The organism is Alteromonas sp. ISO5 (assembly GCF_058105165.1).
Window position 1 is genome coordinate 4,723,870 of record NZ_CM176572.1, and the last position, 21,421, is coordinate 4,745,290.

The 21,421-nt window shown below is 49.7% G+C and carries 17 protein-coding genes; 6 read left to right on the plus strand and 11 right to left on the minus strand.

Going from position 1 to position 21,421, the window contains the following annotated elements; translation table 11 throughout:
• Positions 1-3 precede the first annotated feature (3 nt).
• The 7 genes from AC2T0J_RS21385 to seqA form a co-directional block, all read right to left on the minus strand.
• Positions 4-324 (minus strand): heavy metal-binding domain-containing protein, encoded by a 321-nt coding sequence (locus AC2T0J_RS21385; RefSeq protein WP_489807751.1) that lies wholly within the window; start codon positions 322-324, stop codon positions 4-6.
• The gene (locus AC2T0J_RS21390) at positions 321-734 is read right to left on the minus strand and encodes an HIT domain-containing protein (protein WP_489807752.1); all 414 of its coding nucleotides are present in this window, start codon (positions 732-734) and stop codon (positions 321-323) included. Before AC2T0J_RS21390 ends, AC2T0J_RS21385 begins: the two co-directional genes overlap by 4 nt.
• Entirely contained in the window at positions 727-1,755 is a 1,029-nt protein-coding gene (astE, locus tag AC2T0J_RS21395; protein ID WP_489807753.1) for a succinylglutamate desuccinylase, read from the minus strand. Before astE ends, AC2T0J_RS21390 begins: the two co-directional genes overlap by 8 nt.
• A 110-nt stretch (positions 1,756-1,865) precedes the next feature.
• On the minus strand, positions 1,866-3,191 hold the full coding sequence (locus AC2T0J_RS21400; protein ID WP_489807754.1) for a putative bifunctional diguanylate cyclase/phosphodiesterase: 1,326 nt from the start codon (positions 3,189-3,191) through the stop codon (positions 1,866-1,868).
• 180 nt (positions 3,192-3,371) lie between these two features.
• Positions 3,372-5,852 carry a glycogen/starch/alpha-glucan phosphorylase gene (locus AC2T0J_RS21405; protein ID WP_489807755.1) on the minus strand — a complete coding sequence of 827 codons (2,481 nt, stop codon included), beginning with the start codon at positions 5,850-5,852 and terminating at the stop codon, positions 3,372-3,374.
• A gap of 190 nt (positions 5,853-6,042) precedes the next feature.
• Positions 6,043-7,695, minus strand: coding sequence for a phosphoglucomutase (alpha-D-glucose-1,6-bisphosphate-dependent) (gene pgm, locus AC2T0J_RS21410; protein ID WP_489807756.1), 1,653 nt, complete (start codon positions 7,693-7,695; stop codon positions 6,043-6,045).
• A 39-nt stretch (positions 7,696-7,734) separates the two neighbouring features.
• Positions 7,735-8,361 (minus strand): replication initiation negative regulator SeqA, encoded by a 627-nt coding sequence (seqA, locus tag AC2T0J_RS21415; protein ID WP_489807757.1) that lies wholly within the window; start codon positions 8,359-8,361, stop codon positions 7,735-7,737.
• Positions 8,362-8,599: 238 nt separating this feature from the next.
• On the opposite strand from seqA, the gene AC2T0J_RS21420 reads away from it, so the two are divergent.
• Genes AC2T0J_RS21420 through AC2T0J_RS21430 form a run of 3 tightly spaced genes read left to right on the plus strand, consistent with a single transcriptional unit; the run spans position 8,600 to position 12,523 of the window.
• A complete protein-coding gene (locus AC2T0J_RS21420; RefSeq protein WP_489807758.1) occupies positions 8,600-9,526 on the plus strand; it encodes an AAA family ATPase in 927 nt (308 codons plus the stop codon).
• Positions 9,526-10,515: a DUF58 domain-containing protein gene (locus AC2T0J_RS21425; protein WP_489807759.1), complete on the plus strand. Its 990-nt coding sequence runs from the start codon at positions 9,526-9,528 to the stop codon at positions 10,513-10,515. The genes AC2T0J_RS21420 and AC2T0J_RS21425 overlap by 1 nt, the downstream gene beginning before the upstream one ends.
• Complete coding sequence (locus tag AC2T0J_RS21430; RefSeq protein WP_489807760.1) at positions 10,502-12,523, plus strand: transglutaminase TgpA family protein; 2,022 nt, start codon at positions 10,502-10,504, stop codon at positions 12,521-12,523. The genes AC2T0J_RS21425 and AC2T0J_RS21430 overlap by 14 nt, the downstream gene beginning before the upstream one ends.
• 10 nt (positions 12,524-12,533) lie before the next feature.
• Here AC2T0J_RS21430 and AC2T0J_RS21435 read toward each other — a convergent pair whose 3' ends face one another.
• The 3 genes from AC2T0J_RS21435 to AC2T0J_RS21445 all read right to left on the minus strand — a co-directional run bounded on the left by AC2T0J_RS21435 (position 12,534) and on the right by AC2T0J_RS21445 (position 15,291).
• Complete coding sequence (locus AC2T0J_RS21435) at positions 12,534-13,130, minus strand: GNAT family N-acetyltransferase (RefSeq protein ID WP_489807761.1); 597 nt, start codon at positions 13,128-13,130, stop codon at positions 12,534-12,536.
• Positions 13,131-13,160: 30 nt separating this feature from the next.
• Complete coding sequence (locus tag AC2T0J_RS21440; protein ID WP_489807762.1) at positions 13,161-13,622, minus strand: hypothetical protein; 462 nt, start codon at positions 13,620-13,622, stop codon at positions 13,161-13,163.
• Between the two features lie 64 nt (positions 13,623-13,686).
• On the minus strand, positions 13,687-15,291 hold the full coding sequence (locus AC2T0J_RS21445) for an ATP-binding cassette domain-containing protein (RefSeq protein WP_489807763.1): 1,605 nt from the start codon (positions 15,289-15,291) through the stop codon (positions 13,687-13,689).
• A 393-nt stretch (positions 15,292-15,684) separates the two neighbouring features.
• On the opposite strand from AC2T0J_RS21445, the gene AC2T0J_RS21450 reads away from it, so the two are divergent.
• The 3 genes from AC2T0J_RS21450 to AC2T0J_RS21460 all read left to right on the plus strand — a co-directional run bounded on the left by AC2T0J_RS21450 (position 15,685) and on the right by AC2T0J_RS21460 (position 19,975).
• The gene (locus tag AC2T0J_RS21450) at positions 15,685-16,353 is read left to right on the plus strand and encodes a DUF2975 domain-containing protein (protein ID WP_489807764.1); all 669 of its coding nucleotides are present in this window, start codon (positions 15,685-15,687) and stop codon (positions 16,351-16,353) included.
• Positions 16,353-16,568 (plus strand): helix-turn-helix domain-containing protein, encoded by a 216-nt coding sequence (locus tag AC2T0J_RS21455; RefSeq protein ID WP_489807765.1) that lies wholly within the window; start codon positions 16,353-16,355, stop codon positions 16,566-16,568. The genes AC2T0J_RS21450 and AC2T0J_RS21455 overlap by 1 nt, the downstream gene beginning before the upstream one ends.
• Positions 16,569-16,702: 134 nt before the next feature.
• Entirely contained in the window at positions 16,703-19,975 is a 3,273-nt protein-coding gene (locus AC2T0J_RS21460; RefSeq protein ID WP_489807766.1) for a S41 family peptidase, read from the plus strand.
• 45 nt (positions 19,976-20,020) lie between these two features.
• Here the strand turns inward: AC2T0J_RS21460 and AC2T0J_RS21465 are convergent, their stop codons facing one another.
• Entirely contained in the window at positions 20,021-21,415 is a 1,395-nt protein-coding gene (locus AC2T0J_RS21465) for a TolC family protein (protein ID WP_489807767.1), read from the minus strand.
• Between the last annotated feature and the right edge of the window lie 6 nt (positions 21,416-21,421).

Consider the following 21,421-nt stretch of genomic DNA (forward strand, 5'->3'; position numbering starts at 1 on the left):
CTGTTAAGCCACAGTTACCGCTGTGCCACTGATACTTACCATCAGCATGCTGTTTTTGTCGCCCAGTACTTCGTAATCCAAATCGATACCCACTACGGCGTTTGCTCCCATGCCCAGAGCTTCCTGTTCAAGCTCGCGAAAAGCTATCTGTCGCGCTTTGGTTAACTCATCTTCGTAAGAGCCGGAGCGCCCGCCCACAATGTCACGGATAGAGGCAAACAGATCCTTAAAAATATTGGCTCCCATAATGGCTTCGCCAATCACAATACCGTGATAGCTTTTAATCTCTTTGCCTTCAACGGTTGGTGTTGTCGTTAGTATCATGCTGATTCCTTAAATAATACTTGTTGTAATTGTGCGACCTGACGGGCCGCCTCCGCATCGGTATAGTTTACTGCGGGTAATTTCCCCCACACAGGTGCCGGCCAGGTTGGATCGTCCTGAAAGCGCACCACATGATGAACATGTAACTGGGCCACCACGTTGCCCAAAGCAGCGACATTCATTTTGTGGCCTGCGTAATGCTTCATCATCGCTATAGCTACGGCACGACTTTCGGCACAAAATTGCAGATAATCCTGTTCATCTAAATCGGCGAGCTCCACCAATTGTGGGCGGCGGGGTACCAGAATGAGCCAGGGGTACTGACTATCATTCATTAACAATACTCTGCACAGTGGTAAATCCCCTACTACCAGAGTGTCGGCACTGAGTATCGGGTCCAGTTTAAACATCCAGTTTCTCCACCTTAGTTGGCACCACTGTTAACAATGCCCGTTGACCCATGGCAACCTTTGCATTGGGAAATACTATCGCCTCACCTTCATGTTCAGCCACGTATTTGCGCTCAGGCTCAGAGGCTAAAACTTCTCCTTGCCTGAAATCGGTAAAATTGGGCGTATCATCATCGAAATGTAATTTAAAATCGGCGTGATTACGGTTAATTACCTGATTAACCCGATAAATAAGTAAATTGTCCAGGTTGGCTTCAGGGGCAAAATCCGTTTCGCTTAGCAGGGCAATTAAAGACGCCCGGGCCGCCGCAAAACGCGCCATATCATTTTCACCAAATGGCCGCACTTTACCCAGCTCAACTGTAAAACCACGGGCTTTACAGGTGGCCGTAGAAAAATAACTGAAAGTCGTGGTAGGTGCCGAGGATAACAGGAAGGTATTTACTCCACAGGCCGCCAGGAAGCCAAACTGTTTGGCGCTGTGTTCACGCTCGTCATCAAGGTAAGGCATGACCACAAACTTTTCATTCTTGGAGTCACGGATGGCGGTGTGCAAATCATAGTGGATTTTTTCATCTCCCTCGGCAGCCTTGCTGAAAAAGCGGATGACCGACTCCTCGAGTAACTTTGCGCGCTGGCACTCTGGATTATTCCCCTGCTGCCAAGCGCCACTGAACAGCCGGTTCATGTTTTCTTCGACAAACCGTTTACCAATATTCATGGCTGGCAGATTGCCAAAGATCAACAATACCCGGTGCTTAAGCTGTAGTGTACCGGTGACTACTGCATCCAGAATATCGGAGCAAATCTCTATGGGTGCGGTTTCATTGCCGTGTACACCACAGGAAAGCACGATGTGCTTATTGCCGGCGTTTGTCGGTTCGATAACAATAATACCCGGTGCCGTGACCACCACTTTGTCACCCGAGGGCAACGCCCATTGCCGGGTTTGTACAAAGGTATCGGGCTGAAAACGGGAAAGATGCAGAAACTGGCCATTCTCCAGATCGGAAAGTTCCATATCGAGTCTGTGTTAAGTCCTGAAAATAACGTGGGAGTAGTTTAGCGCGATAGGACAGCGGATAACAGCAGCACAAAAAGTTCTTAGAAAAGAAGTGTCAAGCTTGCGTTTCAGCGCTGTCCTGCGGACACCACTTTACGTCGGAAAGGCGAATTGCCAACAATAATATCGCTATGGGCCAGGCGCACGAATTCATGACGCGGGACCGCCTTGGAAAACAGGTAGCCCTGCCCGGTTGTAATACCTATCTCTCTGAGCACATGCAATTGCTCTATGGTTTCCACCCCTTCGGCAATCACTTCGCAATGTTTAGCATTGCCAATCACCCGGGCCGCTTCAATGATAGCTTTGTTCACCGGGTTATCGCTGAGTTCCATCACGAAGGTTTTATCAATCTTGAGCGCATCCAGAGTAATTTCACGAATGTATGCCAGGTTGGAATACCCTTTACCAAAATCATCCACGGCTATTTTGATTCCCAGCTCACGAAGCTCAGCTAACTGCTTTTTCACCATCAGTGAATTTGACACGGCAATATCTTCTGTAAGCTCGAGCTCAAGACGGGACAGATGGATATTGTATTTGTGACTTAAAGATTTGAGATTAGTAATCAGGCGGGTGTTGTATAACTGTGTGGGGGAAATATTAACTGATAAGGTAATATCAAGCCCCTGCAGGTCAAAATCAACCAGGTCTTTCAAAGCCGTTTCCAACGTCCAGTACCCCAGCTCGTTGATCATGTTGTATGACTCGGCGGCTTCGATTAGCGGCCCGGGAAACAACAAACCGTCTGTCGGATGGTTCCACCTTAGCAGGCATTCTGCCCCAACTATTTCCAGCGTTTGTAAATTGACCTTGGGCTGAAAGTACAGCTCCAGCTCATTTCTGGCCAGCGCCCGCTGTAAATCGGCTTTTAGCGCCAGACTGCGACCGGTCTCGGCCTTATCCATCATGGTCAGCAGGTAAAAGTTTTCGTATTTATTTTCTTTTGCCTGCTTAAGCGCGGTTTCCGCCCGCGAAACAAACAGAGTCAGATCGAATTCGCCCTCGGATTTAGACACTACACCTACATTAAAGTCGGCGATAAAAGCATGCTCGTCGTAATACATGGGCGATTTGAAATGCTCAACCAGAAACTCAAATTGTTGCTGCAGCACCACCGGCGAATGGATACCAGGTAACACCACACCAAACACATCACCGCTAATGCGACCAAATTCAAAATCGTGGTTAAACAGTCCCTGCAATCGGTTAGCAATTTTCAGCAGGAATTGATCGCCCACCTCTATGCCGAAGCTGGTTGTTACATCCGAGAAGCGCACCACATCAATCAACATCAGAGAAAGCTGGTCGTGAAGGCCCCCGCAATGTGCTATTTTATCGATAAAGGCATATCGATTGGGAATGGTTGCCAGCGATAAATGTGTGCGAATCATGCAGTGATAAAATCCTAAAACAAAATAACGCAAGCCATTGATAATAAACTATAGAAACATTGAACACTGCGACATGCAAGCGCAATCACGTATACTTTGGAATACCCTGGTATTATTTACAAATTCGCTTAATCAGCCTACAAAAAAAGCCCCGTTACGGGGCTTTGGAAAAACGAGCAGTTAACCTTTTCGCACCGGGCAGGCATTCAGTTTCCAGATGCGTTCAACGTAATCCCTGATTGAACGGTCGGAAGTAAATTTCCCCATTTTAGCGGTATTAATAATCGCCATTTCCGCCCAGCGTTCTTTGTTACGGTAGGCTTTATCCACCTCTTCCTGCGCCTTGGAATAGGCTTCATAGTCAGCCAGTACAAGATACTGGTCGCCATGGTCCAGCAGGCTTTGCTTAATCGATGCCAGCGCACCGGGTTTACCCGGCGTGAAGTAATCGGTTTCCAGCCAGTCCAGCACCGCTTTAATTTCGGGGTTTTTGTAGTAGTAGTCATACGGCTTGTAGCCCGACGCTTTGAGCGCGTTCACTTCATCTACGGTTAAACCAAAAATAAAGATATTGTCATCGCCCACTTCCTCGGCAATTTCAATATTGGCACCGTCCAATGTGCCGATGGTCACCGCACCATTGAGTGCCAGTTTCATGTTACCGGTACCCGAGGCTTCCTTACCGGCGGTGCTGATTTGCTCTGATACATCAGCAGCGGGGATCATCTTCTCGGCCAGCGACACACGATAGTTAGGCAAAAACGCCACTTTGAGTTTTTGATTCACCCGTGCATCGTTATTGATTTTATCGGCCACTTTGTTAATGGCGTAGATAATATCTTTAGCCAGTTTATAACCCGGTGCTGCTTTCGCGCCAAAGATAAATACCCTTGGGTGCATATCGTAATCCGGGTTTTCCAGCAATCTGCGATAAAGTGCCATAATGTGCAGTAACGCCAGATGCTGACGCTTGTACTCATGCAGACGCTTTATTTGCACATCAAAGATCGCATTCGTGTCTACATCAAAGCCCAGCGACTCTTTAATCTCGGCGGCCAGCAATTGTTTATTTTGCTGCTTCACCTGCATAAATTGCTTCTGGAAGGTTTTATTGCCCGCGTATTTTTCCAGCCCTTCCAGCTTTTTAAGATCCAGCGGCCAGTCGGCTCCCACTTTTTTGTCAATGAGTTTGGATAAGGCCGGGTTACAGGCTTTTAGCCACCGACGCGGCGTAATACCGTTGGTGACGTTGGTCAGCTTACCTGGCCACAAAGCGTCAAATTCCGGGAACAGATTTTGTTTAACCAGACGCGAATGCAGTTCAGCCACGCCGTTAACAGCAAACGAACCAATGACAGACAGATGTCCCATGCGGACCATCTTCTCATTACCTTCTTCAATAATCGATAATCTGGCTTTTACGGCATTATCGCCCGGCCACTTTTTATCAACCTCTTTCATGAAGCGATGGTTAATTTCATAAATGATTTCCAGGTGACGCGGCAGGATCTTCTCCAACATACGTGCCGGCCATCTTTCCAGCGCCTCTGGCAGCAAGGTATGGTTAGTATATGCAAACACCTTGGTACAAATACCCCAGGCTCTATCCCAGTCCAGTTCAGCGCGATCAACTAAGATACGCATCAGCTCCGGAATAGCGATAGCCGGGTGGGTGTCGTTTAACTGGATAACCACCTGATCAATAAAACGGCTCCAGTCATCACCGTGCGCCCGCTTGTAACGGCGAATAATGTCTTTCAGTGAACAGGCACAAAAGAAATACTGCTGGATCAGACGCAGCTCTTTACCCGCTTCAGTTTCATCATTCGGGTATAACACTTTGGAGATAGTTTCTGCCCGCACGTTTTCGACCTGTGCATCTACGTAACCACCGGCATTAAATACATCCCAGTTAAAGTAACCTGATGATTTACTTTGCCATAAACGCAAGACGTTAACGGTTTTACCGCCGTAACCTACTACCGGAATATCCCATGGGATACCTTTCACTATGTGGCCCGGGTGCCATTCTTTCTGGATCCGGCCATTTTCGCCGTATTTGGTTTCTACATAGCCATATAAGGAGACTTCCTGAATCGACTCAGGTCGGCAGATTTCCCACGGGTTGCCATAATCACGCCAGCTATCGGGACGCTCAATTTGCGCGCCGCCCTGAATCTCCTGGCGGAATAAGCCGTGTTCGTAATGAATACCATAACCAATAGCAGGTAGTTCCATGGTGGCTAATGAGTCGATAAAACAAGCGGCCAGACGACCCAGACCACCGTTACCCAGCGCCATGTCAGGCTCTTCTTCCAAGACATCGCTCAGGCTAACCCCCAGTTCATTGAGCGCATCATTAGCGACCTCAAACAAACCAAAGTTTTGCAGGTTATTAGACAGTAAGCGGCCCATCAAAAACTCGGCCGAGAAATAATGTACTGCACGGGTATCATTCAGATAATGGGTTTTCTGGGTTTTACGGATCCCTTCCAGCACTTGCTCCTGCATAGCTGAGCAGGTTGCCTTCCACCATGCATGGTTATTGGCTTTGTTCTCATCTGTACCTAAAGTACAGTGCAGGTGCTTAACAACCGCAGCTTTGAATTCACTTTTGTTGATGGTCACATTGCGTTCAACGTTGGGTTTCTTGGCGCTCATGTGTGGTTCTCACTATAGATGTCTGGTTAACAGTAAAATGTAATTTAATTACAGTTCTATAGTTCAAATATAACAGCAAAGGAATAGCTTGTTTGTAAAATATTTGTTAAAAATAGAAAAATCCAGCGTACTTTTTAATCAAAACGCCGGACCTTAACATTAACTTTACAATTATTAATAACTAAAAAGGCTACTTTATAATTTTCGCCACCAGTTGCTCTGCTTCCTTGATGAGTTCCTGTAAGTGAGTTTCACCATTAAAGCTTTCTGCATAAATCTTATAAATCTGTTCGGTACCAGATGGGCGGGCAGCAAACCAGCCATTCTCAGTAGAGACTTTCACACCGCCGATTGCGGCATTATTCCCTGGTGCGTGAGTCTGTACATTGGTGATCGGCTCACCGGCCAGCGATTCGCTGGTTACCACACTGGCGTCCATTGCTGACAGTTTTGCTTTCTCTTCCAGGCTGGCTGCCACATCAACACGTTGATAACAGGGTGAACCAAATTTCTCGGTCAGTGCCTGGTAATGTTCGCCTGGATCTTTACCGGTGACGGCCAGAATTTCCACCGCCAGTAAACACATAATGAAACCGTCTTTGTCGGTCGCCCAGGTCTGTCCGTCACGCTGCAGATAAATACCACCGGCACTTTCCTCGCCTGCAAACCCAAGCGTGCCATCTGACAATCCCTCAACAAACCATTTAAAGCCCACGGGCATTTCTGCCAGCTCGCGACCCATATCACCCACCACGCGATCGATCATTGAACTGGATACCAGCGTTTTGCCTACTTTCAGGCTGGCGTCCCACTGCGGGCGATGCTGGTACAGGTAATTAATAGCGACCGCAAGGTAATGGTTGGGATTCATCAGGCCGCTGCTGGGGCAAACAATACCATGGCGGTCAAAATCCGGGTCGTTACCCCAGGCCAAATCAAACTTATCTTTTAGCTCTATCAGCCCGGCCATGGCATAAGCCGAGGAACAGTCCATACGTAACTTACCGTCTTTATCGCGGCGCATAAAACCAAACTGGGGGTCGACCTGTGGATTAACCACGGTAATATCCAGCCCGTAGTGTTCAGCCAGATATTTCCAGTAACCCACACCGGCGCCACCAAGCGGATCGGTGCCCAGCTTTAAACCTGCCTTGGCGATGGCCTGCATATCCACAACTTCAGCCAGCTCCTCAATATAAGGCACCATAAAATCTTCTGCTGACACGAAGTCAGAGGCCATGGCCGCTTTTAAGTCGATGCGCTTAACGTCTTTATTGTTATTCGCAATCAGGCTGTTAGCCCGTTCCTGAATGATTTTGGTTACATCACTATCGGCTGGTCCACCGTGCGGCGGGTTGTATTTAAAGCCGCCATCAGACGGCGGGTTGTGTGAGGGCGTGATGACAATGCCATCAGCAAGGCCTTCACTGCGACCGCGGTTGTAACGAATAATAGTGCGGGAAATAACCGGCGTTGGGGTGTAGCCTTTTGAATCGTTATCGTCGCGTTGAATCACAACCGCCACATTATTAGCACTGAGCACTTCGATAGCCGTAATCATCGCCGGTTCTGAGAGCGCGTGGGTATCCTTACCAATAAACACCGGGCCGGTAATTTGCTGATGCTCGCGATACTCTGCCAGTGCCTGGCAAATTGCAGCAATATGCATATCGTTAAAGGTAGTCAGGGTCGCCGTGCCGCGATGGCCCGAAGTGCCGAAGCTAACCGCCTGAGCAGGGTCGGTGGCATCCGGTTGATAGCTAAAATACTGGCTAACCAGTTGGGCCACATTAATAAGCTGCTCAGGAGCAGCCGCCTTACCAGCTTGCGGGTGTAACGCCATGAAAATTTCCTTTTGTAAGTCGTTAAATCACATCATTGTTTACGAATCAAAGGTTTCGCTAACGGTTTCCACTACCTTATCGTCATATCCTAAAATCTGCAAAACCTGGCTCAGCATAGCCAGTTTTTTCGCCGTGTTGTTGTTAGTCACTACCCAAAAACCACTGTCCGGAATTGCTTTTGGATTAGTACTACTGCCGGATTTGAGCAGTTCTTCTTTGCTGCTGGCAAAGTACTTACGGTTTTTCCCGATAATCGATTCAACTTTGGCAAAGTCGCCCGGGTGCTGCAGATAAATTTGTTGCAGAATAAACAGGAACTGATCGACCCGTTTATCGAACTGGCTAAGAGCATCTTTATTAACGCGCAGAAGTAAGTCATCGCCAGACACCGCCGGCTCACAGGTTGGTGTTACCGGCGCAGGCGCTGGTTTTGCTTTTTGGGTGGTTTTAACAGGCGGTGGGGCAACCGGCTCCGCGACAGTTTCCACCTGAGCGGGAGCTGCTGATGTAGCTGGAATCGACGCGCCACTGGTTACTACAGTAGTTACTATTCCGGGTTCGTCGATCAGTAACCGACGTAAAATTTCACAAGCACTCTCACCAATATGTTTTGTCTGGCTGGCGATAAACGCATACAGCTCATCATCTATTTCTATTGTTTTCATACATACTACTTCCATTTTTTGGCGGTCATTATAGTCAACCCAGCTAAGGATCGCAGCACTTTATACAGACAACTTCCACCGATCGCCAATCGACTGACTAAAATCTCTGCCAGCTGTGCCACTCTTTCCTATACTTAAGTATCAGGACAATCACCTAAGTTGCTGTTTATATTTGCTAGAGTAATCCTGCTAATGGAATTAACGTATAAAAACTAAAGCGCTAAAACCGGACATTATCATGCATACAGATCTCTCACCGGCACTGGCTTATCTCAATAGCCAGGTCCTTGGTAAGCAACATCAGATTAAGCTCGCGGTTAGCTGTCTGCTGGCAAACGGTCACTTACTGATAGAAGATTTACCCGGGATGGGGAAAACCACACTCTCCCATGCTTTAGCAACGGTGTTTGGATTGCACTTTTCCCGCATTCAGTTTACCTCGGATCTGCTCCCCGCCGACATGCTCGGGGTCAATATTTACAATACCCGGCAGGGCGAATTTGAATTTCATCAGGGTCCTGTATTCAGTCAGGTGATCCTGGCTGATGAAATTAACCGGGCCAGTCCGAAAACGCAAAGTGCACTGCTCGAGGCCATGGAAGAAAATCAGGTCAGCATAGACGGCCGAACTCATTCACTGCCCTCGCCGTTTTTCGTTATTGCCACACAGAATCCCAGTTATCAGGCCGGCACCTACCCGCTGCCAGAGTCTCAGCTTGACCGCTTCTTAATGCGTATCAGCCTCGGCTATCCCGATGGGGAAGCTGAAAAGCGCATGCTGCGTGAATCGGCAGGTGTCAGCAGCCATCACCAAAAACCAGCCAGTCAAGCCTTAAGTGCAGAACAATTACAGGCGATTCAAGCGCAGGTCAGGGACATTCATGTAAGCGATCCGATGTTGGATTACCTGCTACGACTGGTAAATCAAAGCCGTGATAGCAGCGAGTTTCCCTACCCGCTATCTCCCCGAGCCAGTAAAGCACTAATGCGCGCCGCGCAGGCCTGGGCACTGCTGCATCAAAGGGATTTTGTACTGCCTGAAGATTTACAGGCAATCTTTACCGCTGTTGCCGAGCACCGCCTGCGTGGCAGTCAGACCGACTACCGTGATGACGGCTTGCTGAGCCAGCGTATTCTTGACCTTACCGATCCACTCGCTGCCTGATGGTCTCGCGCCTAAAACGGTCGGTTTACGATCTGCAAAACCGTTGGCTGCAGCGGCGGATACCGCCCAGCCCCCGCTATCAGCTAAATCTGAAAAACGTATTTATTTTTCCCAGCCGGTTTGGCTTTGGCTACCTGCTAACCTGTGTGGGATTGTTTATTCTAGGCACCAACTATCAGAACAACCTGATGCTGTTATTGTGCCAGTTTCTGCTGGCTATCTTCTTACTGCATTTATTTGTCAGCTATCGTAACTTTACCGCCGTGTCACTATCGTTAAAGGATATCCAGCCAGTCTATGTTTCAGAGCACGCCCTGTTGTGTTTACAGTTGCATGTAAATAATGAGGACATGCCCTTTTACGGTGGTTTACATATTCGACTGCGAGGCACTTCTCTGGCGTTGCTGCATCGGCGCGCAGATCAGGATCGCGAGGTGAAATTACTGCTTCCCGCCGCACAACGCGGTATCTTTCGCTTACCGAGAATTACCCTGTCATCAACCTACCCACTAGGGCTGTTTCGCTGCTGGACACACCTTGATTTTAATAAGTCGCTGGCCATTTACCCCAAACCCATTGCCTCAGCGTTAAAGCTAACCTCCACAGACGCCAGTCAGGGCAATACCGCCGGCAATGTGGCCGGTATTGATGAGTTTGACAGCTTGCGCACTTTTAAGCCCGGTGATCCGATGAACAGAGTGGCCTGGAAACAAGCTGCCAAAGGCGGCGAACTAAGTACAAAAACCTTTAATCAGGCCCAGCAGGAAGGCGGCTGGCTAAGTCTGGAGACTTATGCCGGTGAACCACTGGAGAGGGCACTGGGTTTGCTTACTTATCAGATTAACCGGTTATCTTCCCAGCAACATGTTTTCGGCCTGAGTCTTGGCAACCAACGTATCGAACCTTCCACCGGAGAGACGCACAAGCACCATTGCCTGAAATCACTGGCCCGTTACCGGCAGCCCGAGCAAGACTATGCAGCCGATTGATAAACCTATCCGCAACCAAACAGCCAGTGCACTCATCGCTCTGGTATTTTGTGTATTAAGCCTGAGTCTGTTTGAGCCACTGTTATTTTGGGTATTACTGATCTCCCTGTGCGCTACGGGTATTCGACTTGTCATGTATTTTGGCTGGTATCAGCCCATGCCGTCGCTACGCACCATTAACCTGCTGGGCTTATTGTGTTGCTTGTGTCTGGGATGGTTCAGCCTGCAAATTGGTCTGTTACTTACCATGGTCAATCTGCTGATCCTGGCTGGCGCCTTAAAGCTCATCATACTCAACCGGCCACGGGATTTGTTTCACTTGTTTTGTACCTGTCTGTTTATTATTGGCATGGGCTTTACCTTTCATCAGTCAGTCGTCATGACGTTATTTTATGGCCTGCTAACCTTATCGTTGTTAGTCGCCCTTGGTCGCTACTTTTCACCGTCCCAGCACTTGCCCTGGCATATCAAACGGCTGTCGGTGATGAGTGTACAGGCACTTCCTATTGCAATTTTATTGTTTCTGATATTGCCCAAACTACCTCCCTTGTGGAAAATGCCGGTGTCGAAAAGTACCGAAACCGGTTTAACCGATACGGTGAGCCCGGGGGACATTGCTAATCTGACCCAATCCAGCGACCTGGCCTTCAGGGCAACGTTTAGTGGCGCCATCCCGCCACCGCCGGAACGATACTGGCGGGCCCTGACACTGGAGTATTTTGATGGAAAACAGTGGTCTGTCAGCCCGTTGCGCAAGCAGGTACGCGAGCAATATCGGTTACTCAATAACGAGTTTAAACCCCGGGTAAGTGGCAGTTGGTGGGAGTATGAGGTGATCACCGAACCCACCAGCAAGCACTGGTTATTCAGCATTGACGTAGGTATACCTGACGATCTGAGCAGTTCACAAGCCATCTGGCAAAGCAGCGATTACTCGTTACTCAGCGAAACACCGGTTACCTCACGGCGAGCTTACCGGCTGCGCTCTTATCCCACCACGCCAATGGACCAAACCCTGTACAGCATAGACAGCCGGTTAAATCTGCAGCTACCGAATAATACAGCGGTGAATCCGCAAACCCAGGCCTGGGCCGAACAATTAGCCGTCGAACATGCCACGCAGGTTGAAAGAGTGCAGGCTGTGTTGGATTATTTTGTCGACCAGGGCTTCCGTTACACCCTTACACCGCCGCCCATGCCGGATCACCCCATTGATGATTTTCTGTTCATCCATCAGGAAGGCTTTTGTGCTCATTATGCCAGTGCCATGAGCTATGTACTGCGTTTGCTGGGCATTCCGGCCAGGATGGTAGCCGGGTATCATGGCGGCGAATCGTTACAACCAGATGTGCTTAGTGTTTATCAGTATGATGCCCATGCCTGGGTAGAAGCGTGGCTGGACGGCCGCGGCTGGGTACGTTTTGATCCCAGCGGTATTATCGCTCCGGCCCGGCTTGAACTGGGGTTGCAGCAAGCCGTAGAGGAAGAGTCGTTTCTGGCCAACAACCAGATGGCCAGATTGCAACAGCTGCCGCTGTTTGCCGAGCTACGCAACCTTTATAGTTTACTGGATTATCAGTGGAGCCGCTGGGTGCTTGGATTCGATGCTGAACGCCAGCAAAACCTGTTAGCGCTGTTGCTGGGCAAGGTGACCACTCAGCGTATCATGATCCTGATGCTGGGAATATGCCTGGTGATCGGGTTGCTGCTGGCGTTGTACTTCATCCCGCACTGGCAGCGTAAACGCCCACCAGCCAATCTGCGCTGGTTTCTGCAAGCTGCCCAAAAAGCAGAGCAACTTACCGGACTCGAACGCCACAATGACGGTCCGGAATACTTTGCCGAACGTGCAGCTCCGCGACTATCTGCCCAATCGGCTAGTCAGTTTAAGGCAATCTGTCAGGCTTTTATCGCCTTACATTACGCGCGCGATGGTGAGGCCAGCGCCCAAAGCAATGCCTTTATTACCCAGTGCAAAACGTTTATCCGCCAGGCTAAGGCGATATAACCGCTACGCTTTAGCAGTAACGGCTTAACAGATAATTAAGGTGGGCCCGTACTTCCGGCCATTCTCCCTGGCGCAGGCTGAACATAACTGTATCGCGTATGGTGCCGTCACGGCGCCTCTGATGGCCGCGGATCACACCGTCTTTTTTCGCCCCCAAACGCTCTATGGCCCGCTGACTGGCATAATTGTAATTATCGGTGCGCCACCCTACTACGTTGCAATTCAGTACGTCGAAGGCGTGGGACAGCATTAGCAGTTTGCAGGTGGTATTGACGTGCGTTCGCTGAGCACTTTTGGCATACCAGGTATAGCCAACTTCAAGACGCTTAACCTCCGGCAGAATATCGTGATAACTGGTTGTTCCCAGCACGTTTCCTGTTCGCTGCTCGATAACCGCAAACGCAAACCGTTCGCCGGCGTCGCGACTGCGCAGTGCAGCGCCAATATAATCCGCCGTGTCATCAGGCTCAGGTACCGAAGTCACCCGCAGTTGCCATAATTCGCCGTCAGCGGCAGCAGCCTTTAAACCTGCCTCGTGAGCGCCCTCCAGTGGCACCAGCTCCACGCCGTTAGCGCTAAGGGTTACTGCTTCAACAAAGGTCGTCATGCCATGCTCTCAATAATTAATAGTATCCGCTTAGCTTCCCTGCTCGCTGAGCGGTTGATTAACTTTCATACTGCCATATTCATCATAATCCGGGTACAAACTAATGGTGTCAACTTTGCCGGCAACCACCCACAGTGACACATCCTTGTCGGCCAACAGGTAGTCCTGGCCAAACTCATCGAAATCATCATCCAATTCCAGCTCAGGAAACATTAAGCGTATTTCCAGAATCGATTTACCAATAACACATTTGCCTTCCAGCTCAGCTTCGGTGGATGAGACCGAAATCGTTCCGAGCACAAAATTATCGCAGGATGAGAAACTCAGCTCAGTACCGTTGGCGTATTGCCAAACCACATCCCGCTCTTCCAGGCTGTCGCACAGTGGGTGGAAATGGTATATGTCTTGTGGTTGTCCCCAGGCATCGCGCACCTGGGTCATGGTCATGCCAAAATATAACCGGTCTATTCCGGCTTGTGGATAAATTTTCACTGCTGCTCATGACTCATAAAAGCGTAGTATCTACGTTGATTTACCGCCCTTGTACAGTAACGTCTTACAAAATGCCAGCACCAAATGCTGCCTCGCGTTCGCCACGGGTAAGGTGATAGCCATGGTTAACCCCTGCCTCACTAGCAAATGCGCTATCGTGACTCACTAAAATGAAACCGCCCTGATACTGGTTAAGCGCCTCTGCCAACATGATTTTGGCGTATAAATCCAGGTGATTATCGGGTTCATCGAGTAACAAAAACGGCTGCTCTGGCTGATGACTGACGATTAACATGGCCAGTTTCATCTTTTCTCCGCCACTTAAGGTTTCGGCCTGGTTAAAAACACTGTGCCGACGAAAGCCGATACCAGCCAGTAATGTGCGAGCTTCAGACTCGTTTAAGTGCGGGCACTGCTCCAAAAGATTATCCAATACACTAAGCGTGGGTATCACCAAGCTAAAATGCTGATCGAGATAACACAGCGCAGTATTAACATGCAGCTCACCAGCTTGCAGCGGGAGTTGGCCCGTCAGTGTTTTTAGTAACGTGGATTTGCCACTGCCGTTACCGCCCTGCAGATGCAGCTTGTCGCTCTCCCCAACCTTTAGGTTAACAGGTTGCGAGCAGCCAAATGCCAGCACGCCGTTAAGAATTGTAATGGCCTTTTTATTGCCCGCATTAGCTGATTGTAAATAAATAGCCTGTTTTTGCGTTATGCATTGCGCTGCCTGCAACTGGTTGGCTCTTTGTTGTAACTGTTTTTGCCTGCCGTCGATATTTTTATTGCGGCTGGCGGCACTGGCTGTCGCGCGGTCCTTTTGTTTATCCAGTATACATTTGGCCTGACTGCCCCGCAGTTTTTGCCCCTGAGTGGCCCGTTGCGCAGCCTTCTCCAGGTTGCGCTGCGCTTGTTGCTGCATTTGTTTCTGCTGCTTTTGCAGTGTTTCAATCTGGCGGTTTAGTGCCTGCTCATGTAGCCGTTTTTGGTTCGCATAATAGCCGTAATTACCGCCATATACCGTTACACCCGATTGATTAAGCTCCCAGATTTCTGCCATTCCCTGCAATAATTCTCGGTCGTGACTTATCAGCAATACCGCTGCAGCAGTGGATTGGATCTGCCCTTGTAACCAACGCCGGGCACGGCGATCCAGATGGTTGGAAGGCTCATCAAGGATTAACAGGCTATGATCAGCCTGAAATAGTTGCCACAACTGCAGTATCGTCAGTTGACCGCCACTGAGGGTTGCGCATCGGGTTTGCAGATCATCAGGCAGTCCCAGCGCTTTAAGCTGGCTGGCTAGTTGCGCAGGTAAATCCCATTGTTCGCCGACTGTCTCAAACAAATAATCACTGCATTCACCGGCAGTAATTCGCAGGATCGCGTCAATGACCGGCGCCACACCAAGCACTTCGGCAATCGTCGCTTCACTCGTCAGTAAGTGTGAAGGTTGCTGGCGGAACACACCAATATCGGCATGACACGTAACCGTGCCACCGGAAGGCTTCCGCTCACCACTTAATATAGTGGCCAGCAGTGATTTACCGGCGCCGTTATGACCCACCAGTCCCACCCGACGGCTGGACATCGACACTGAAACAGAATGAAAAAGCGTGTCGCCCGCAGGCAGTTGATAACTAAGATTGTGTGCTTGAAGTATCGGCATGAGCGCCTCCCGAAAAGCGGGCTTCAGCTTAGCAGCACATGCAAAGAGTAAGAGGCAGTATCGCGCCTGTAAAACGCCATACCAATACGACAGTGAGCTACGCCGACTAACCCTGTTGATCCAAAAAATAACAATAAAAATGGATGACAGGCTTAGTTGTTCATGATGGCGCTAACTCCGAATAATGTAGTGCGCAGAATTTAACCAACAGCAACGACTTTTGCAAGGCCTCACAACAATTTGTTACAGATTCGGCGCTTATATAAGCAGCTAAACAGCAAAGAAAAAACAACGAACAACGATAAATATTTATTGTTTTTCGATAAATATTTATTGCAAAAGAAAAAACTAACGCTAAACTAATAGTCAGCATAATTAAACAAGGAAACGACCATGACAAGTCAGGAATCATCAGACATTATGAATACCAGCAGCCCGTTACCGCCACCTAAATACACCCTACAACTCAAAATATGTTTCGATCTGCTTTATTACTTCAGTCTGTTTTTAATGCTTGTAGGGATTGGGTTTATCCTGGTTGTCGGATTAAATATTCCTGCCGACATCAGTGAACGTCATACCGATATTCAGTACTGGTTTAACGCCAAAATGCTGCCTGCTGGAGAAACGGATCCTGCCGTCAGCGAAGTTATTCTGGCCCATGGTATGTTAAAGCTTAATAACACTACGGGTTATGCCGCCTGGTTTATCGCCAACATCGAAACAGTCTTTAATGGCCTTATTACGCTGCTGGGGCTGTATAACCTGCGCAAATTATTTGCCAATCTGTCCAGCCACCGCACTTTTGAGCCATCCAATGTTTGGTATATAAAACGACTGGGTTACATTGTATTGAGTTACTGTATATTAACGCCGGTCATTACCTACCTGTGTGGCTTGGCTATCCTCACCGATATCGGGGAGTTTCATGAACAACTGCAACTCTCCCCGTACTTTTCTTTTCCTTTTGAAGGTCTGTTAGTTGGCGTGGCATTATTAGTGTTAGCACAGATTATTAACGACGCCACGGCAATGAAACAAGAACAATCACTGACCATATAATGATGTCTAAAACGATTAAAATAAATCTCGATATGGTGATGCTGCAACGCAAGATGTCACTTACTGAATTGTCTGAACGCGTTGGTATCACCATGGCTAACCTTTCAACCCTGAAAACCGGCAAAGCCAAAGCGATACGATTCTCTACACTACTGGCATTGTGTGAGGCACTGGATTGCGAACCGGGCGACCTTATTCAACTGGAAGAAGATTAACCTTAGCCCTGCCCCTGCCAGCAAACCGGGATTTACCGCCATCTGTCGGCCCCGGTTTGACTTTACTGACTTTCTCTCGTTTACTGCCCTTTGCTCGACCTACTATAAAAAATGACGACAAAGTGAATAACACCATGAAAAAACGAACTATTGTCGGCATGAGTCTGTTGCTCATGTCCTTCCATTCCATGGCTAAATCCGGCTATTACCGCGACCCGGACCTGCACGATAATCAGGTGGTATTTACCGCCGAAGGCGACCTCTGGCTGCATGACATAACAAGCACTACCACCCGCCGCCTGACCACCAACCTGGCGCAGGAACAACAAGCGTCCTTTTCATCGGATGGTAAACAGGTAGCGTTTACCGCTAACTATGAGGGCGCAACAGAAGTGTATGTGATCCCCACCGAAGGCGGACTGGCCAGGCGGGTAACGTTTGAGAACAGTTATGTGTATCTGCAGCAGTGGACCAGCGACGGAAAACTGCTGTATAGCACTAATACCCGGGTAGGCCCCACCAACAACTGGTCGTTAAAACAGGTGGATCCGGATACCCTGAATACCGAGGAAGTGCCGGTTGCCGATGCCATTGAAGGTGTGATTGACGAAGCCTCTGCCACGCTTTATTTCACCCAGTTTGGCCTGCAGGTGTCACGCGACAACGCTCGTTATTATCGCGGTGGTGCCCAGGGCGAATTGTGGCGTTACAAGCTGGGCAGCCAGACCGAAGCGCTGCTGCTTACCGACGCCCACGACGCTTCGGCTCGCGAACCTATGGTGGCTGGCGATAAGCTTTATTTTGTGAGTAATCAAAACGGTAACGACAACCTGTGGGTGATGTCGGCTACCGGTAAAAACGCCAAAGCGCTTACCAACTTTCAGGACTACCCCATTAAACGGGCCAAGCTCGATAATGGCCGGATTATTTTTCAGCATGGCGCTGACCTTAAAATCTACGACATTGCCAAACGCCGCACCCGCACGCTGGACATTGCCCTGAGTGGCGACTTTCCTCAGCTACGGGACAACTGGCTGACTAAACCCACCAAATACCTGACTTCACTGGATTTTAATGCCGACAACAAACAGGTCATGATTACCGCCCGCGGCCGCCTGGCAATCGCCAGCACTGATGGTAAACGCCTGGTAGAAATTGATACACCCGCAGCTTCGCGCTCCCGTAAAGCGATTTTAAGTCATGACGGTAAATGGGTGTATGCCATAAATGATGCCAGTGGCGAAATGGAAATCTGGCAGTTTGCTGCCGATGGTTCATCCGAGCGCAAACAGCTCACCAAAGACGCCAGTATTAGCCGCTGGCAACTGGTGTTATCGCCCGACGGTGAAAAGCTCGCCTACGACGACTTTAACGGTGATTTGTGGATCCTCGATATCAATACAGGCGATACTGAAAAGCTCTACGCCGGCCAGACCGAAATGAGCCCCTACGCCGATATTGTGTTTAGTGCTGATAGTCAGTTACTGGCTATTACCACCAGTAAGCTCGGCGATGAACGCCAGCGTATTTATGTGCATAACTTTGCCGAAAACCGCGGCGAGGTGCTGACCAGCGACAAATACAACTCATACTCTCCGGCCTTTAGTCAGGACCAGCAATGGCTGTACTTCCTGTCGGACCGGGAATTTACCCCCACTACCGGTTCGCCCTGGGGCGACCGCAACATGGGGACCACCTTTGACCGCCGCACCCAGATTTTCGCCTATGCACTTAAAGCCGACGCAACCTTCCCTTTTCAAAAGCCTACCGAACTGACGGCACAGGCTGAACCGGAAGAAAACAACGACAGCGAGGAAGCTGACAAGACACCTGAGGCGCCACTGGTCGACTGGGAGCAGTTAACTAACAGACTCTGGCAGGTACCGGTGAGTCCCGGTAACTATAGCGACCTGGCAGCCAACGCCAAATACCTGTATGTCAGGGATCGGGTTACTGAGCCCGGCAGCAAACCGGTGCTTAAAGCCATTGAGCAAACACCGCATCATAAAACCAGCACCTTTACCGCTGGCCTAAGTGACTACAAACTCAGTAATGATGGCAAAAGTATGCTGGTGTTAAAACAAAGCAGCAATAACGATCAGATTTATATTGTGAGTGCCGGCAGTAAATTTCCTTCAGACACCACCGATCAAAAAGCCGATGTGTCAGCGTGGAAGTTACGCATCGATCCGCAGCAGGAATGGCAACAACTGTTTCACGATGCGTGGCTGATGCATCGTGATTACTTTTACGACAAAGCCATGCGTGGCGTTGACTGGGCAGCGATAAAAGAAAAATACCAGCCACTGGTTGCGCGGATCACCGACCGCGCCGAACTGAATGATGTGCTAGGTCAGATGACCGGTGAGCTTAATGTGTTGCACTCACAGGTGTATGGCGGCGACGCACCGCAGGAGCCTGATCGCCCCTCGCCGGCCAGTTTAGGGGCCAATTTGCTGCAAACCGATGAGGGCGTACAAATTGCTAGTATTTACCAGTACGACAACGAAGTGCCTGCCAAAGCCTCGCCGCTGTTAAAACCCGGTACCGATGCCAAAGAGGGTGACATTATTACCAGTATTAATGCCCGCCCGGTTGCCACACTCGCTGAATTAAATCAGGCTTTGCTTAATCAGGCTGACCGTCAGGTACTGTTGGGCCTGAGCCGCAATGGTGAAGCCCTGCAAACCATTGTGTACCCGGTGAGTAATCGCACCGATGCCCGCCTGCGCTACCAGGACTGGACAACCCGCAACCGCCAGAAAGTAGAACAGGCCGACCCGGATATTGGCTATCTCCACCTGTATGCCATGGGCAGCAATGATGTGTCGGATTTCGCTCGCGAGTTTTACGCGGCCTACAAGAAAGACGGCCTGATCATTGATGTACGCCGTAATCGCGGCGGCAATATCGATAGCTGGATTTTAGAGAAGCTGCTGCGTAAAGTCTGGATGTTCTGGACCAGTGGTAACCGCGAGCCGAATACCAACATGCAACAGACTTTCCGTGGGCACCTGGTGGTACTGGCCGACCAATACACCTACTCCGACGGTGAAACATTCACCGCGGGCGTAAAAGCCATGGATTTAGGGCCGGTGATCGGCAAACAAACCGCTGGTGCCGGCATTTGGTTGCGCGGCAGAAACCGTCTGGCCGATAACGGCATGGCGCGGGTAGCGGAGTTACCGGTGTTCGCCGAAGATGGCCGCTGGATCACCGAAGGGCTCGGTATTGCACCGGATATCGAAGTAGACAACCTGCCTCATGCCACTTTTATGGGTGAAGATGCACAGTTAGATGCCGCTATTGAGTATCTGCAGCAGCGTATCGAGCAGCATCCGGTAAAACCACTATCGCCTAAGGCCTATCCCGACGTGACTGACCCCGCAGAGGACATTGAGCCATAACGAAAGCTGCGCGGCCTTGTAAAACAGGGCTGCGCTCTCTCATTGCTACGACGTAATCGCCGCAACCACTTTATACAGGGTGAGCTCTGCGGAAAGTAAATCCACCTGCGCCTCAATGGCTTTTAATTTTGCCTTGAAAACGCCCGACTCCCTGGCATTTAGCTTAAACATATCGCTGTCTCCGGCATCAAACCGTTTACGCTCAAGCTGCGACAAGGTCACCGCCAGCTCAGCATTTTGCTGTTGCAGTGCCAGCACTTCATGGGCCTGCTGCCAGTAAGCATAGGCTTGTTCAAATTGCTGATTGAGCTGGTCCTGAGCTAACGTTACTTCATACTCCAGCACTTTAAGTTTAGAGCGCATGGTCGCCTGTTCAGCTTTGGCTTTGCGGTTACCCAGGGTATAAGAGAACGTCAGTCCGATTTTACCTTCGGTTTCAGCCAGTGATGTCGGGCCGCTGCCCATATCTTTCGCCACCAGCGCCTTTACATCGAGCTTGGGCAACAATTGGTTTTCTGCCAGTCGAAATTTATTCTGCGTGACACTCTGCTCCGTGCGCAGCACCGCTAATGCCGGGTGTTGCGTTATGGCATTCCGTAGCCGTGCTACCTGCGTTGGTGTAATGTTAAACGGCCACTCAATATCCTTTGGTAGTGCTGCATCGCTGGCAATCACCTGTGATTGGCCATTACTGTTACGCCAATAAAAGGCCAGAGCCTGTGCCGAGGCACGCTGAGTTTGATGCAGTTGCGACAATGCCAGTTGCTGCTCCAGAATACTGGCTTCAAACTCCGTGAGATCGACCTCGGCTAAATCGCCGCGCTCCAATCGGGTAGAGAGCCCTTCGCGTCGGTATTTCAGGGTGCCAAGTAATTCCTCTACCGCCGCAATTTTAAGGCTCACTTCGTACCACTTTAAATACTGGCTGAGGCCCTTATACAAAAAATCGTTCATGCTCAGAGCCAATTCAGCCTGGTACTGTTCTATGGCTAACGCGGCATTACTTACGCCTACCCGGCGCTTATCGATACTGCGGTTTTGCAACAATGACAGTGCCACACCAATACTGGCTTCACCGCCAGATAAGGTATTGTACTGCTCCTCGTAAACCGGAAAATCACCACTGGCAACACGGTACTCACTGATAAGCTTGGCATTCATGTTACCCAGAGGTTTTACAAAGCGCTGGGCCGCGGCAGAGCCGTCGTAATAGCCAGCCACACGGCCGCTGACATCCTGTTCAATGCGCCCATCGAATTCGCTTTGGGCGCTATCCAGGCCGTAAACCAGCTGATTATTTTTCTCGTTCAGCACATTCACGTAAGGATGCAACTGCTGCATATTATTGATAAGCGAAGGGACCGTGGGCAGTATCTGCTCAGCCTTAAGTGACGTACCAGTGAAAGCCAGCAGTGCCACCGCTAACATGCGTTTAGTCATTGCTAC

Bases quoted from the DNA above. Each gene is read 5' to 3' on its own strand.
- AC2T0J_RS21385 (WP_489807751.1), bottom strand. From the start codon at position 324: ATGATACTAACGACAACACCAACCGTTGAAGGCAAAGAGATTAAAAGC.
- AC2T0J_RS21390 (WP_489807752.1), bottom strand. From the start codon at position 734: ATGTTTAAACTGGACCCGATACTCAGTGCCGACACTCTGGTAGTAGGG.
- astE (WP_489807753.1), bottom strand. From the start codon at position 1,755: ATGGAACTTTCCGATCTGGAGAATGGCCAGTTTCTGCATCTTTCCCGT.
- AC2T0J_RS21400 (WP_489807754.1), bottom strand. From the start codon at position 3,191: ATGATTCGCACACATTTATCGCTGGCAACCATTCCCAATCGATATGCC.
- AC2T0J_RS21405 (WP_489807755.1), bottom strand. From the start codon at position 5,852: ATGAGCGCCAAGAAACCCAACGTTGAACGCAATGTGACCATCAACAAA.
- pgm (WP_489807756.1), bottom strand. From the start codon at position 7,695: ATGGCGTTACACCCGCAAGCTGGTAAGGCGGCTGCTCCTGAGCAGCTT.
- seqA (WP_489807757.1), bottom strand. From the start codon at position 8,361: ATGAAAACAATAGAAATAGATGATGAGCTGTATGCGTTTATCGCCAGC.
- AC2T0J_RS21420 (WP_489807758.1), top strand. From the start codon at position 8,600: ATGCATACAGATCTCTCACCGGCACTGGCTTATCTCAATAGCCAGGTC.
- AC2T0J_RS21425 (WP_489807759.1), top strand. From the start codon at position 9,526: ATGGTCTCGCGCCTAAAACGGTCGGTTTACGATCTGCAAAACCGTTGG.
- AC2T0J_RS21430 (WP_489807760.1), top strand. From the start codon at position 10,502: ATGCAGCCGATTGATAAACCTATCCGCAACCAAACAGCCAGTGCACTC.
- AC2T0J_RS21435 (WP_489807761.1), bottom strand. From the start codon at position 13,130: ATGACGACCTTTGTTGAAGCAGTAACCCTTAGCGCTAACGGCGTGGAG.
- AC2T0J_RS21445 (WP_489807763.1), bottom strand. From the start codon at position 15,291: ATGCCGATACTTCAAGCACACAATCTTAGTTATCAACTGCCTGCGGGC.
- AC2T0J_RS21450 (WP_489807764.1), top strand. From the start codon at position 15,685: ATGACAAGTCAGGAATCATCAGACATTATGAATACCAGCAGCCCGTTA.
- AC2T0J_RS21455 (WP_489807765.1), top strand. From the start codon at position 16,353: ATGATGTCTAAAACGATTAAAATAAATCTCGATATGGTGATGCTGCAA.
- AC2T0J_RS21460 (WP_489807766.1), top strand. From the start codon at position 16,703: ATGAAAAAACGAACTATTGTCGGCATGAGTCTGTTGCTCATGTCCTTC.
- AC2T0J_RS21465 (WP_489807767.1), bottom strand. From the start codon at position 21,415: ATGACTAAACGCATGTTAGCGGTGGCACTGCTGGCTTTCACTGGTACG.